Annotated in this window: 10 protein-coding genes and 1 pseudogene; 9 read left to right on the plus strand and 2 right to left on the minus strand. The window is 40.9% G+C overall.

Translation table 11 applies throughout. The annotated features are described in order from the left end of the window. Positions 1-64 precede the first annotated feature (64 nt). From metK to Q0X59_RS00220, 9 genes and pseudogenes are all read left to right on the plus strand, one after another. A complete protein-coding gene (gene metK / locus Q0X59_RS00180; protein WP_103043067.1) occupies positions 65-1,297 on the plus strand; it encodes a methionine adenosyltransferase in 1,233 nt (410 codons plus the stop codon). A 31-nt stretch (positions 1,298-1,328) separates the two neighbouring features. After that, positions 1,329-4,121, plus strand: a complete 2,793-nt coding sequence (locus Q0X59_RS00185) for a primosomal protein N' (protein ID WP_297642343.1) — start codon at positions 1,329-1,331, stop codon at positions 4,119-4,121. Positions 4,122-4,132: 11 nt separating this feature from the next. After that, a complete protein-coding gene (locus Q0X59_RS00190; RefSeq protein ID WP_297642345.1) occupies positions 4,133-5,353 on the plus strand; it encodes a shikimate dehydrogenase in 1,221 nt (406 codons plus the stop codon). Between the two features lie 158 nt (positions 5,354-5,511). Then, a pseudogene (gene rapZ / locus Q0X59_RS00195) lies at positions 5,512-6,369 on the plus strand (RNase adapter RapZ); the annotation flags it as partial. Between the two features lie 177 nt (positions 6,370-6,546). Further along, a complete protein-coding gene (whiA, locus tag Q0X59_RS00200) occupies positions 6,547-7,485 on the plus strand; it encodes a DNA-binding protein WhiA (RefSeq protein WP_075523335.1) in 939 nt (312 codons plus the stop codon). A 287-nt stretch (positions 7,486-7,772) separates the two neighbouring features. Further along, positions 7,773-8,978 carry a phosphoglycerate kinase gene (locus Q0X59_RS00205; protein WP_297642348.1) on the plus strand — a complete coding sequence of 402 codons (1,206 nt, stop codon included), beginning with the start codon at positions 7,773-7,775 and terminating at the stop codon, positions 8,976-8,978. A 114-nt stretch (positions 8,979-9,092) separates the two neighbouring features. Then, positions 9,093-9,878, plus strand: a complete 786-nt coding sequence (tpiA, locus tag Q0X59_RS00210) for a triose-phosphate isomerase (protein ID WP_297642350.1) — start codon at positions 9,093-9,095, stop codon at positions 9,876-9,878. Positions 9,879-9,931: 53 nt separating this feature from the next. Beyond that, complete coding sequence (gene secG, locus Q0X59_RS00215) at positions 9,932-10,180, plus strand: preprotein translocase subunit SecG (RefSeq protein ID WP_075523332.1); 249 nt, start codon at positions 9,932-9,934, stop codon at positions 10,178-10,180. A 57-nt stretch (positions 10,181-10,237) separates the two neighbouring features. Next, entirely contained in the window at positions 10,238-11,068 is an 831-nt protein-coding gene (locus Q0X59_RS00220) for an HAD hydrolase family protein (RefSeq protein ID WP_297642352.1), read from the plus strand. A gap of 489 nt (positions 11,069-11,557) precedes the next feature. On the opposite strand, the gene tal is transcribed toward Q0X59_RS00220, so the two are convergent. Together tal and tkt are read right to left on the minus strand one after the other, a co-directional pair. Then, a complete protein-coding gene (tal, locus tag Q0X59_RS00225; RefSeq protein ID WP_075523330.1) occupies positions 11,558-12,661 on the minus strand; it encodes a transaldolase in 1,104 nt (367 codons plus the stop codon). Positions 12,662-12,883: 222 nt separating this feature from the next. Next, a complete protein-coding gene (tkt, locus tag Q0X59_RS00230) occupies positions 12,884-14,983 on the minus strand; it encodes a transketolase (protein ID WP_297642355.1) in 2,100 nt (699 codons plus the stop codon). Positions 14,984-15,201 lie beyond the last annotated feature (218 nt).

A 15,201-nucleotide genomic window follows, 5' to 3' on the forward strand; every position in this document is an offset into this window, starting at 1 on the left:
GAGTGATTATATGGCTGCGATTTGTTAGTTTATGCGTGATTTTGCTTAAAAATATGGAGGGTACATGAAAGAACGCAAGTTAATTTCTGCAGAATCTGTGACAGAGGGGCATCCAGATAAGTTATGTGATCAAATTGCTGATTCGATTTTAGACGATATGCTCAGCCAAGATCCTAGTGCTCATGTTGCTGTAGAAGTGTGTGCTTGCGTAGGTCAATTCGTAGTTTTTGGCGAAGTTCGTGGAGAAGTTTATACAGATATTCCTGGAATAGTTCGTAAAGTTGTTAGAAACGTTGGATATACGAGTTCTACTATTGGTCTTGATGCAGATTCATGCGGTGTTATGGTATCGCTTACTGAGCAAAGTTCTGAAATAAATCAAGGTGTACAGCGTATAGATTCTAAGAATGATTCAGTTTCTTTACAAGATCGTTATTCTTCTCAAGGTGCTGGTGATCAAGGTGTTATGTTTGGTTATGCTAGCGATGAAACAGATTCTTATATGCCTTTGCCTATTTATTTAGCTCATAAGCTTGCGTATAGATTAGCAAAAGTTCGTAAAGATGGTATTATCCCGCATTTGCGTCCTGATGGTAAAACTCAAGTCACTATTGAATACGGTGAAGATGGTAGTCCTAAGCGTGTTGATACTGTTCTTATTTCTACTCAACACGATCCAAATGTTTCGCATGATTGGCTTCAAAAGCAATTAGTAGAAAATGTTGTTAATCCTGTTTTTAAAGAAACTCTTGAAGATAAAGTTAGTTACGAAAATTATAGGATGTTAGTTAATCCTACTGGCTCATTTGTATTAGGAGGGCCTGCTGCAGATTCTGGTTTGACAGGCAGAAAAATTATTGTCGATACATATGGTGGAGCTGCTCATCATGGTGGCGGTGCTTTTTCTGGAAAGGATCCAAGTAAAGTAGATCGTTCTGCTGCTTATGCTGCTAGATGGGTGGCAAAGAATATAGTTGCGGCATCTTTAGCTCATAAAGTAGAAGTGCAAGTAGCTTATGCCATTGGTATTGCTGAGCCAGTTAGTGTAAATATAGAAACTTTCGGTACTGAAACTTCTGGAATAAGTTGTGACGATATATCTAAAGCTGTTCGTATGGTATTTGATTTGCGCCCTGCAGCAATTATTGACGAGCTTAATTTATTGCGTCCAATTTACGCTAAAACTGCATCCTATGGTCATTTTGGCAGAACTGATGTGCAATTCCCTTGGGAGAATTTGAATCGTGTTGAAGATTTGAAACATGCTATTTCGTCTATTCATCAGCAGAATTGTTAGACTATTTAGCATAAGAGTGAAAGTGTGATTTATGCTGCAACAACCTGAATTAGAAGGTTTAGCACACAAGAAGAAGCGTAAAAAAAGCGCATCTTATAGTGTGCCTGCACATTCTAATGCTGTTGCTCATGTTATGCTTGATGTTCAAGCTGCGCATTTAGGTCATACTTTTGATTATCTTATTCCAGAAAAATATGATGATATTGCGCGCCCTGGAGTATTAGTTCGAGTTCGTTTTGGCGCAAGACGTGTTAATGGAATTATTTGGTCTAGGTCAGATGAATCTCATACTACAAAAGATTCCTTGAGATTTATTGATCGTGTTTTGTCAAGTGGAGTTTTATTATCTTCTTCAATGCGAGCAGATATTCTATCTATAGCTGATGCTTATGGTGGAACTCCTGCAAATATTATTAGGTTGGCTGTTCCTCAAAGAATAGCAAGTGTTGAAGAAGATGCTTATTTTTGTAATCGCTCTCAAAAACTTAGGATTAAAACGCTTCGAGAAAAAATTCTTCCATCACTTAAATTTCACGAAGACTTATCAAGTAATTTAGTTGAATATAACGGCTCAGAGCGTGTATTTCGTACAAGCGATGACAGGATGATAGCGTCTTATAATAATGCTTTATCTTTGAAGAAAGCATTATGTCATGTTAATAATCCATATTCTTATATTTCTTGTGATGAACTCAATGAGCTTCGTGATTTTTCTAATGAAGTTAATAACGTTAGTCAATCTTCTTCTTTTATTTTGGATGCTTTGCCGGGCTCTGGACGTTGGACGCAAGATTTGGCATGGATTATTACAACAGCTATCGGCTCTGGGCGACAAGTCGCAGTAGTATTGCCTACATTGCGAGAAGTGAATGATGTTATGCGAGCGCTTATGGTTTGCGGAATCAAACCATATAAGAAGTTAAAAAATGGAGAATTTTCTGGTGATGTTGTGCGACTTTGTGCTGCAGACACTCCAGCAGATAGATATAGGTCTTGGATTGCAATTTCCAAGGGGATTGTTCCGTGTGTATTAGGAACTAGGGCTGCAATGTATGCGCCAGTTGAAGGAGCTGCTCTTTTCGTTATTGTTGAAGATTGTGCTTATCAGCAGGCTGACGGTATGCAACCGTATGCTCAAGCTAGAGGTGTTATGCGATTGCGCGCTAAAAGTCATGGCGGTGTATTCATATCTATGTCTTTTGCGAGGAGTTTAGTTAGCCAATATGAAATTGATAGCGAAGATTATTTAAGATCTTCTCTTAAATCAAATGAATCAAACGAATCAAATAAATTAAATGAATCCAATAATTCAAATAATTACCAAAATTCATCGTTAGTTTCTGGAAAAAGTGAGATTATTACTCCTTTTAATTCTGTTAGATATGAAGCTTCAGCTTGGGTAAGATGGCTTAATCGTGAGACTTTAGAAAAAATTGGCGATGAAAGTGCAGGATTAAGAGTTCCAGATACAGCAGTTAGGATTATAAAAGATGCATTAAGCATTGGTAAGCCTGTGCTAATGTCGATTCCTCAAGATGGAGTTACTCAGTCAGTTATTTGTACTAAATGCCGTCATCAAGCTAGATGTCGTCGTTGTACAGGTCCAATTGATTTTGGTATAGATGGCGCTCATTCAAGGTGCGCATGGTGTGGTAATAGTTTAGCGAATTGGTCGTGTACTTATTGCTCAGGTAAGTCTTTGCGCGCAATTCGTGTCGGTGCATCTGGCACGATTAAGCAGCTTTCAATGCTATTTCCTGGTGTTAAGTTGATTGTTTCATCACCTCATTGTTCAAACGGTATTGTGCATTGGATTAACGAGGAAGCTGTAATTGTAGTTGCAACTCCGGGTGCAGAGCCTAGAGTTAAACGTTTAAATAACAATTATTCTTTTGAAAATAGTAGAAAAGATATTGATTTAGAACCTGATTTTAAGCGTGCTGCAGGCGATGATTTTGTTGATAGCAGTGATCGTGATAATAGTATCAATGGCGTAAGTGATGTAGAAAATATAGGCGAAAATCTTCAAAGTAATCTTCAAAGTAATGCGTCAGATGTTGTATATCTAAATAGAAGTCAAAAAAGTGATAAAAATCACAATAATATTTCTAATATTTCTTCTATTGCATATGAAACATTTACTGGAGAATATCAAGTAGTTGCTTTACTTGACGCGTGGACGAGTTTATATTTGACTAATTTAGATGGTTCATACGATGTATTGGAATCATGGATGCGTGCTTCTTGCGCTTGCGCTGCAAAATCTCGTGGCGGATGTGTGATGATATTAGGTGAAACTCATAGTGCAATTGCTAAGTCACTTGAATCGTGGGATTCATCTATTTTGGCATCTTATGAGCTTTCTGAGCGAAAGCGAGCTGCTCTTCCTCCAACAGTTTGTGCTGCATGTGTTTGGGGTAGTAGACAAGCTGTTATGAGAGCATTAAAAAATATTGGTGCTATTCATAATTATTGTGATGAAATTGAGTCTAGTAAAATAAAAAATAATGATAACAATGCTGATCATTATATTTCTAGCGGATTTAATAAAGATATTAAAAATAATGATCTTCCTAATATTTTTGTTGATAATGTTGCCATTTCGCCTTTGCTTGGAATAGTACCTATGCATACGCCTGTTAGCGATCACAATTTGCATTTCGAAGAATTGCATGATCGTGTTAAAGCAGTAGTAAGAGTTCCTTTAGAATTTAGAGGGGAATTAGTTAGAAGATTGCGTAAAGAGTTATCTGAACATAGCGCATTTAATTATAAAGGAGAATTGCGTTTTAGTTTTGACGCTAAGGATTTATTGGCTTATTGATAGGAGAGAATATGTGTGAGATTTTTCATTGTGCAGTATTAGGAGATCCTATTTCTCACTCACTTTCTCCTGTATTGCACAACGCTGCTTATAAAGCTTTAGGTCTAACAAATTGGCAATATAGCAAAGAAAAAGTGAGTGAAACAGAGTTAGCTGATTTTATTTTAAAACTTGACGATTCTTGGAAAGGCTTAAGCCTTACAATGCCGCTTAAAAAAGCCGTAATGAAACTCGGCACTCCTTGCGATTATTGGTCTAGCGCACTTAGAGTCGCAAACACAGCGATTTTTACAACAAATCCTGCAACAGCATCTCCTTGTCAAATTGAACTGTGCAACACTGATGTAAATGGCATAATTACAGTTTTTATTCGAGCTTTGCGAGAGCGCATAAGTCAAGTAAAAAAGGCTGTTATTATTGGTAGTGGTAATACTGCATCATCTGCAATGGCTGCACTTATAGAAATCGCGCAAGCTTCAAAACTTGAAAAAGTGCAAGTTGTTGCTAGAACTGACAATAATGGTAGTGTAAAAGGCGTTGAACGTTTTAATAATATTTTGCGTACCTATTGTGCTGATTTTCCAAATAGCAGAAACATAGAGCCGTGCTTAGAAAGTAACGAGTTTAAGAGTAACGAGATTCAACCTGGAGGAATTCAACGTAACGAAAATAATGCAAACTACGAATCGGTTCAAGGCATTGAATTCCCAATATTTAGTGAAGATGTTACAGCGAAATTTGCTGACTATAGTACGAAAAAATTGTGCGCGGAAAAATTATCTGAATATGATGAATCTCTTATTTTGCAATCTTTAAGTTCACTAGACGCAATTCGAGCAATATCAGAAGCAGACATAGTAATAAGCACTGTTCCAGCGCACGTTGCAGATTTAATAGCTCTAGCTCTAAAAGCTTACTGCCAAAATAGGTGCGTAAAAAGTCTGGGAGTATTGCTTGACGTTGTGTATGATCCTCGCCCAAGTATGCTTCTTAGTGCTTTTAGTCAATACGGATTGGCAATTGGCGGCGAAGAAATGCTTTTATACCAAGCGTTAGAGCAAGTAAAGCTTATGACATCTGCTTACCGGAATTCTAAAGAAAATTTTGCAAATCGTTTTGCAAATTGTGGCGACAATTGTTTTGCAAATGCTTCAAAAAAAGATTCTGACAAGGCTACAGATTACGATAAGCTAAGCAGTTATATGCGTAAAGAGTTGGAGGAAGCATTATGAATGATGATTCATTGCTTAATGATTGCCATGATGTTGATATGCATAGCGATAGTGTTAAGAGTGAAAATTTTCCAGCTAATATTAAAAATAATGAAGATGATTTTGTAAATCATTCTTTTACTCCGCATAATCATGCACGTAATAGTTCTTTAGCTGATTTTGAAGTAATGCTAATAACTGGAATGAGTGGTGCTGGAAGATCTCATGCTGCAAATGCTTTAGAAGATATGGGATGGTATGTTATTGATAATTTACCGCCTAAGCTGCTTATTCCTTTAGTAGATATGATGACTTCTTCTGGCTCTAAAGTTCATAAACTTGCTGCTGTTATAGATGTTAGATCTCGAGGATATTTTGACGATCTTTTCGCTGTCTTAGCTCATGTTGATGAGTTGGGTGTTAAGACTCAAATACTGTTTTTAGATGCTCATGATGATGTTCTTATTAAGCGCTATGAATCAGTTCGTAGACCACATCCTTTACAACGTGGTAGACGTCTTATTGATGGTATTCGTGAAGAACGAGAGCTTTTAAGTCATTTGAAAGATTGTGCGAATATTATTATTGATACTTCAACTTTAAGCATTCATCAGCTTTCCACAAAACTTTATGAAAGTCTTCTTGGAAAAGGCTTATCCACTGTATCGGTTCATATTTTTAGTTTTGGATTTAAATATGGAATGCCTATGGATGCTGATTTTGTAGCTGATATGAGATTTTTGCCAAATCCTTTCTGGGTTCCAGAATTAAGAGATTTAACAGGTAAAGATAAAGCTGTGCAAGATTACGTGTTATCTAATCCTCAAGCTGTTTCTTTTTTGGATTCTTATGAAAAAGCATTGCGTACTGCAATTGATGGTTTTGCAAAAGAAGATAAACATTATGTTACGATTGCTGTTGGATGTACTGGTGGTCAACATCGTTCTGTAGCTGTAAGCATTGAGTTAGCAAGAAGATTGCGTATTCATGGTTTACAAGTTACTGTTTCTGCTCGCGAGTTAGCACGTAGAATATAACAATAGTGTTGTAATATCTTGATGCATAGCAATTATTGATGTGCAAATTATTGAGATTTGTTCGAAAATGTCCAAGTCATTCGGTATCACAGAAAGCCGAGCATGTCGATGTTTTGCGCATCATGCACGAATCAAAAAACGCATACTTGAAGAAGAACAAAAGTAGGAGGTTGTCTCTTGGCTCTTCTTGACGACGTCAAAAATGAACTCGTATCGAACGACAACGAGCTCCCGACTGTCATTATGGCTCAAGCGGCTGCGATGATGCGCTTTGCTGGCGGTTTGCGACCAGTTAATAATAAGGCTGTAATTCGTGCCCAATTCGACTCATTGAGCGCTGCTCAGTGGCTTGTCGATGTTTTACGAATACAGTGCAAGCGTGATGCTAGTGTTTCTCAGGTCACTCGTCAAACACCTAACGGATCTGTAATTCGTTATGACGTTCTTGTTGAACATGGCGCTACAGCATTAGCATTGCAATCTGGTTTATTGGATCGTCGTATGCGTATTGTTGCTGGGTTAGCTCCTGAGATTGTTGGTGGAAGTATTGCTCAAGTTAAAGCAGCTTGGCGAGGAGCTTTTTTGGCTCACGGTGCTATTTCAGATCCTGGTAAAGCGAGTTATTTAGAAATTGTTTGCCCTACAGCTGAAGCTGCTACAGCTTTGCAAACAATGGCAGCTCGTTTAGGAATTAGTGCCAAAGCTCGTAAAGTTCGTAGTTCTGAAAGAGTTACTTTAAGAGATTCAGATGCTATTGAGCGTATGTTGAATCTTATTGGAGCTCCACATTCTGCTAGAGAATGGACTGGTAAGCGATCTGATGGTGAAGCACGCGGAAAAGCTAATCGTTTAGCTAATTTTGATGATGCTAATATGCGTAGAAGTGCTCGTGCTGCGACTGAAGCTTGTAAGAAAGTGCGTCATGCATTTGATATTTTAGGCGATGATATTCCAGATAATTTGTTGATGGCTGGACGTTTGCGCTTAGAGCATGCTCATGCAACTTTGGAACAGCTTGGACATTTAGCTAATCCTCCTATTACTAAGGATGCTATTGCAGGACGTATTAGAAGACTTTTGCAGCTTTCAGATAAAGTTGAAAAATCTCGTTCTTAAGATAGTTCTTAAATTTGCACGTGATTTGTAAATGATCTTACAAATTATTTCTGTGTTCGAGCGTAAAGACACAAAAATTATTGGGTTATAAGCGAAATGCTTGTAACCCCAATTTTATATATTTTATTGTGATGCAATTGCAATGTGTATTCGTTTTTTATTACAAATAAAAATGCTTTTTTGTTGGGTTTATGCGATATAATCGCACTTGGCATTTGTAGATTTTCGAGGCAAATTAAACATGCTTCGATTTATATTACTTGCATCATGGTTTTGAAAGGATACCAATGAAGACACTTAAGGATTTGGGAGATTTGAGCGGTAAGCGCGTCTTAGTTCGTGCTGATTTTAATGTTCCTCTCAAGGGTACGACTATCACCGATGACGGCCGTATTCGTGCAGCTTTGCCAACAATCAATGCTTTGCGCAAGCAGAATGCAAAAGTTATTTTGATGGCTCATCTTGGACGTCCAAAGGGACAAGTTGTTCCTGAGCTTTCTTTAGCTCCAGTTGCAGCTCGTTTAGGTGAGCTTCTTGGCGTGAAAGTTGCTTTGGCTGCAGACACTTATGGTGAAGATGCTCAAGCTAAAGTTGCCGCAATGAACAACGGTGACGTTGTTTTGCTTGAAAACGTGCGCTTTAACGCAGAAGAAACCAGCAAGGATGCTTCCGAGCGTGCAGCTTACGCTAAGAAGATTGCGTCTCTTGGCGAAGTATTTGTTTCTGATGGTTTTGGTGTTGTTCACCGTGCTCAGGGCTCTAATTACGATGTTGCTGCAGATCTTCCTTCAGCTGCAGGATTGCTTGTTGAAAAGGAAGTTAAGGCACTTTCTCGCGCAACTGAAAATCCAGATCGTCCTTTGACTGTTGTTCTTGGTGGTTCTAAAGTTTCCGACAAGCTTGGTGTTATTGAGAACTTGCTCTCTAAAGCTAATCGTTTAGTTATTGGCGGAGGTATGGTATTCACATTCTTGAAGGCTTTAGGCTATGAAGTTGGTACTTCTTTGCTTGAAGAGGATCAGCTTGAGAAAGTTAAAGGATATATTGAAACAGCTAAAGCAAATGGCGTTGAGCTTGTTCTTCCAACTGATATTGTTGTGAACGCAGGTTTCCCAGCAGGCGATACTCCAGTTGCTCCAGAAGTAGTTCCAGCTGATTCTATTCCTTCAGACAAGATGGGCTTAGATATTGGTCCAGATTCACAGAAGCTTTTCCACGACAAGATTGTTGATTCTAAGACAGTTGTTTGGAACGGTCCTATGGGAGTGTTTGAAGTTCCAGAGTTCGCAGATGGCACTCGCGCTGTAGCTCAAGGATTGGTTGATGCTACTAAGAATGGTACTTTCACTATTGTTGGTGGCGGCGATTCTGCTTCTGCAGTTCGTAATCTTGGATTTGCAGAAGATGGTTTCTCTCACATCTCAACTGGTGGCGGTGCTTCACTCGAGTTCTTGGAAGGTAAGACTCTTCCAGGCTTGAGCGTGCTCGACTAGTATTCTTGTAATAAAGTTATTTGTAGATAGTGTGTCGACTCTTAAATATAGGGTCGGCACACTGTTAATTTTTAATCATTTAAGCATTTTTGAGAATTGCTATTAAGGATGAATATGATTCAACGAAGAAAGCCGCTTGTTGTAGGTAATTGGAAGATGAATTTTAATCATCGTGAAGCTACTTATTTTGTTCACAAGTTTGCTTTACTTTTACATGATTTTCATTTTGATTATCGCAAATGTGATGTAGCTATAATGCCATCTTTTACATCTATTAGAAGCGTGCAAGTATTAGTTGAATCAAATAAACTTCCTATACTTTATGGTGCTCAAGCAGTATCTGTAACAGCACAAGGTGCTTTCACAGGTGATGTTTCAGCAGATATGCTTGCAAGTCTTGGATGTTCGTTTGTGATTGTTGGGCATTCTGAGCGTAGAAAATATCATCCTGAAGATGATGCAAATATTGTTGATCAAGTTAGAGCTGTTCTAGCTGCTGGAATGCAGCCGATTCTTTGTGTTGGTGAAAGTTTTGAAGAGCGTAAGCAAGGTATTGAATTAGATTTTGCAGTTGGACAAGTACATGATGTTACTCGTGATTTAGATTCTCAGCAGGCTGAACGTTTGATTATTGCTTATGAACCTGTATGGGCAATTGGAACTGGCATGGTTGCGAACGCGCAATCTGCACAAGAAGCTGCATATGCTATTCGTGAAGATTTAAGAAATACTTTTTCGCAAACAGTCGCAAATAATGTGCGAATTCTATACGGTGGATCCGTTACTTCTCAAAATGCGTCTACTCTTATACAAGAAGATGATGTAGATGGTTTTCTTATTGGAGGAGCTGCTTTAGATGCACAGGAACTTGCTGATATTGTGAATATTGTAAATAAATAGGTCAATGGTTAGTATTATGCTCAATCAAAGTACTCTATAACGGGAGGTTAGTTGTGAACGCTGTCAAGATTGTTTTGCAAGTATTATTAGTGCTCGCAAGCATTTTGCTCACTCTGTTAATTTTGATGCATAAGGGTAAAGGCGGCGGTCTTTCCGATATGTTTGGTGGCGGCTTAACAAAGAACGCTGGTAGTTCTGGTGTCGCTGAAAAGAATTTGAACCGTTGGACTGTGTTTATCGCTTTGTTCTGGGTTGCAATTATTGTGGCTCTGGATTTGATGAGTAAATTCATGTTGATTTAAGATTGTTTTTTAATAGCGCGGTTTCGGCCGCGCTTTTTTGTAAAAAGTGGTGCGCTAATGTTGATGTTCGGTCCGTCTCTTATAGTAGCGGATTTGGATGGCACGATGCTGCACGATGCAGACGCTTTCGAGAATAGGTTTTTAACTCAGCAAACTATTGATGCTGTTTCTGAAGTTAAAAGAAAAACTCGAGTTCCTTTTGCTATTATTACTGCTCGTCCAGTTTGTGCTGCTCTTAACATAATAAAGTCTCTTAATGCTGACGTTTGCGCTTATTTGAATGGTGCGCTAATAGATTTTGATGCTAACAATTCAAGCAAATCTGTTTTGGCTTCTCAAAATCAGTCTGATTCAGTAGTTCGATTTGGTTTTTCTTCAAAGCGCGCTTGCGAAGTTTGCTTGAGTCTACTTTGCGCAATACCTACGTTACGCATAGGTATTGTTATGAATGATATTCGATACACTAATTTCGATTTACATACGTTGTGGAAGTCAAGTAATTTTATTCGCACTGATTTTCGCGATATTCCAGATGGTATTGCAGACAAAATAATTATTGTTCCGCGAGATAGTGAAAAATTGCGTTTGGAAAGTGCTCTTCCTGAGGATTTTTCATTGCATATTAGCGAAGATGTTTTGTGGATGCTTACAAATCCTCTTGCAAACAAGGGGCACGCGTTGAATGTTATTTGTGAGCGTTTGAACGTAAAGCCTAGCCGGACTGTTGTTTTTGGTGACGATATTATCGATATTGACATGTTCCGTGCCGGAGGATATGGGGTAGCGGTGTCGAATGGTAATCCGCGGCTTCTTGCTATTGCAGACGAAGTTTGCGATTCCAATAACAACGATGGTGTTGCTAGCTGGCTTCAAAACGAATTACTCTAGAGGCTATTTATCCTAATTATCAAAATCGTACGAATCTTTTGCACACGCTGTTACTGGGTGAAAGCAGGTTGTCGTGTGCGCTTACTCCGTTGATAGAAAATGTCGAAAACATCGGTCGATTTGGTGTTTTCGACAGTTTAGGCTTGCTTTTTGTTTATTTCATCAGATGATTTGGTGTTTTCGACAGTTTTAAGCAAGCGACAAAGAAATTGCGTTAGGCACGTTCTCATACTTCCGCATCTACAAAAGACAAACTGTGCCAGCAATGAATAAACTGTGTCATATATTACGCGCGCAGAAACCGTATTGAGTGAATGTCTGAAAACGTGCAAAATCAGACGCAAATAGCAGTGAATCGGACGCGTTCTACAAAATACGGACGTTTTCTTGTTTTTTGGACGCAAATGCTAAACAAAAAACCGCATATGCGATGGAATTAAATCCAAATGCATGTGCGGCTTCTGTTATTTATTTAATGATTTAATCAAATCATGCATTCACGCGATCAATTCCAGATTGCACGTCAGCAATAACGGAATCCCAAGACTTGATGAATGCTGCAACACCGTCAGCTTCGAGCTTGTCGGTAACGTCCTTGATGTTAATGCCAAGCTCAGCAAGCTTGTTCATAACAGCGTGGCTCTCTTCGTAAGTGCCCTTAACGGAAGGAGCGCCGTTGCCGTGATCAGCAAGAGCGTTCAAAGTCTTTTCTGGCATAGTGTTGACAACATGCTCAGCAACCAACTCGTCAACGTACTTGCAATCTGAGTAAGCTGCGTTCTTTGTGCCAGTAGAAGCCCAAAGTGGACGCTGCTTCTTTGCGCCCTTAGCTTCAAGAGCAGCCCAACGTGGGTCAGCTGCGAACTTCTTCTCGAAGAGTTCGTAAGCCAAGCGAGCGTTAGCAACAGCAGCCTTGCCTTCAAGAGCCTTAGCTTCTTCGCTTCCGTTAGCTTCGAGGAGCTTATCAACAGCAGTATCAACGCGGGAAACGAAGAAGGAAGCTACGGAACCAATGTGCTTCAAGTCATGGCCGTTAGCATCTGCCTGAGCAATACCTTCGATGAAGGCATCGATAACCTGCTCGTAGCGTTCGAGTGAGAAGATCAAGGTTACGTTCACGGAAATGCCCTTAGCAAGGGTAGCTGTGATAGCTGGAAGACCTTCCAAAGTTGCTGGAATCTTAATCATAACGTTTGGACGATCAACCTTTGCCCAAAGCTCTTCAGCCTGCTTTTCTGTGTTAGCAGTATCGTGAGCCAAGCGTGGATCAACTTCGATAGAAACGCGACCGTCAACGAAGTCAGTCTTTTCAGCAATCTCGCGGAAGATATCGGTTGCGTTACGAACATCGGTGGTGGTCAACTCGCGGATAGCGGTTTCTACGTCTACCTTGCCGAGTTCCTTAAGCTGTGCATCGTATGGGCCAACCTGGCTTAAAGCCTTCTGGAAAATGGATGGGTTGGTGGTAACGCCAACAACATTCTTGTGAGCAATAAGATCCTGCAAAGAACCAGATTCAATGCGGGTGCGGGACAAATCGTCCAACCAAATAGAAACGCCGGAATCGCTAGTGCGCTGCGTTGCTTCAGTCATGTTATCTCCTTAACACTGTGCTCCACCAATTGGGGCACGTCGGTATTTTGGCGTTTTTACAAGAAACAGCGGTTGATGTCAAACCAACGGTAGCTCGGCATCAACACGCCTTTGCTGCTTCTTGTGAAGTTGCTAAATTAGCACTTCGAGTTTTGTGATTTATCAATACAATGCATTAGCAAAATAGTAGATAAATCAAGTTTTATTTTATATTTCTTGTGCTTAAGCGCGAGCTTCTTCGATAGAAGCCTTAGCAGCTTCTACTACGTGCTCAGCAGTAATGCCCAAGTCGATCATGTTCTGACCGCCGTCACCCTGCAAGCCGTACTGTTCGATAGAAACAGCCTTGCCGCAATCGCCAAGATACTTGTACCAAGGCAATGCCAAGCCAGCTTCGATGGAAACGCGAGCCTTGACGGACTTTGGAAGGATTGCTTCCTTGTACTCTTCGTCCTGCTCTTCGAACCATTCGAGAGATGGCATGGAAAGAACGCGAGCCTTGATGCCTTCAGCTGCCAAAGTCTTGGCGCCGGCAACAGCCCACTGAACTTCAGAACCGGTTGCCATGATGATTACGTCTGGAGTGCCTTCGCAATCAACCAAAACGTAAGCGCCGTGCTTCACGCCTTCGCGAGCCTTCTCAGCAGTCTCAGCGAGGGTTGGAACGCCCTGACGGGTCAAAATCATGGCGGTTGGGTAGCTGTTCTTCTTCTCGAAGAAGTAACGATAAGCTTCAGCAGTCTCGTACTCGTCTGCAGGGCGCACAACCTCAAGCTGAGGAATAGCGCGGAAAGCAGCCAAGTGTTCGATTGGCTGGTGAGTTGGACCATCTTCGCCCAAAGCTACGGAATCGTGAGTCCAAACGTAGAGGTTTGGAATCTCCATCAAAGCAGCCAAGCGAACTGCTGGGCGCTCGTAGTCAGAGAACTGGAAGAAGGTGCCGTTGAATGGGCGAGTGTCAGAACCAAGCAAAATACCATTGGTAATAGCACCCATTGCGAACTCGCGCACGCCGAAGTGAAGCTGACGGCCGTGCTCGGAAACGTTTGGCCAAGTGCGGGTTGCGTCTTCGGATGGACCGAAGGAGTCAGCGCCCTTAATGTTGGTGTTGTTGGAGCCGCCCAAATCAGCGGAACCGCCCCAAAGTTCTGGCATAACAGCAGCAATTGCGTTAAGAACTGCGCCGGAAGCTTTACGGGTAGCAACCTTAGAGCCAACTTCGAAGCCAGCAACCAAGTCGTCAATAGCCTTGTCGAAGCCTTCAGGAAGCTTGCCAGCCTTAATGCGCTCGTAAAGAGCAGCCTTATCTGGGTTGGCAGCAGCCCACTTTGCAAGAGCTTCATCCCAAGCCTTATGAGCAGCCAAGCCGCGCTCTGCAACCTTGCGAGCGTGAGCCAAAGCTTCTTCGTCGATTGGGAACGAAACTTCTGGGTCGAAACCGCAAAGTTCCTTCAAGCCTTTCACAGCTTCTTCGCCAAGCTTGGATCCGTGTGAAGCTTCGTTGTTAGTCTTGCCTGGTGTTGGCCAAGCAATCAAAGTATTAACCTTAATGAAGTGAGGCTTATCGGTAACTTCCTGAGCCTTTTCAATAGCTGCAGCCAAAGCCTGAACGTCTTCCTTGTAGGAGCCGTCTGGCTGGATGAAGCTAACTTCATCAGTGTACCAACCGTATGCACGGTAACGAGCAAGAATATCTTCAGAGAAGGTGAGCTTTGTATCTCCTTCAATCTGAATGTGGTTTGCATCGAAAATAACAGTTAAGTTACCGAGCTTTTGGTTTCCAGCTAAGGAAGCAGCTTCAGAAGAAACACCTTCCTCAACATCGCCTTCGCCGCAAATAACCCAAACTTTGTGATCAAATGGGGAAGTGCCTGCTGGAGCTTGTGGATCAAGAAGTCCGCGCTCAAAGCGTTGACCATAAGCAAAGCCAACAGCAGAAGCAAGACCTTGTCCAAGAGGACCAGTAGTCATTTCAATTCCTGGAGTTAAACCATATTCTGGGTGACCTGGAGTACGTGTGTCTGCACCGCCACGGAAATACTTGAGATCATCAAGAGTTAAGCCGTATCCAGAGAAGAACAATTGCACGTATTGCGTAAGTGAAGCGTGACCACCAGAAAGAATAAAACGATCGCGTCCGGCCCACTTTGGGTCAGCTGGATCATGCTTAATGAAATGCTGGTACAAGGTGTACGCAATTGGTGCTAATGAAACAGGGGAGCCAGGATGTCCATGTCCTGCTCGCTCAACAGCATCAGCCGAGAGAACCTTCGCCATTTTTACGGCGCGCTCGTCTAATGCAGACCAGTTGAAATCGGTCATGTGATCTACTTTCCTTCCAATAATTCGGGTTTTTAAGCACAGCTCACGCTGGCTTTTTACCCTCACATTGCGATTTCATCCTATCTTTTGCATCAGACTAAAGGTTATAAAGTGTGTCAAGAAATATTTCTTACGATTGCTTTTAATGATTATAATCTGATTATAATTTGGTTATAATCTATTGGAATTTATTTACTCTATTAACTTACAGTTAGTGA

Origin of the sequence: uncultured Gardnerella sp. (assembly GCF_947280595.1) — a bacterium.
GTDB lineage: Bacteria > Actinomycetota > Actinomycetes > Actinomycetales > Bifidobacteriaceae > Bifidobacterium > Bifidobacterium vaginale_A.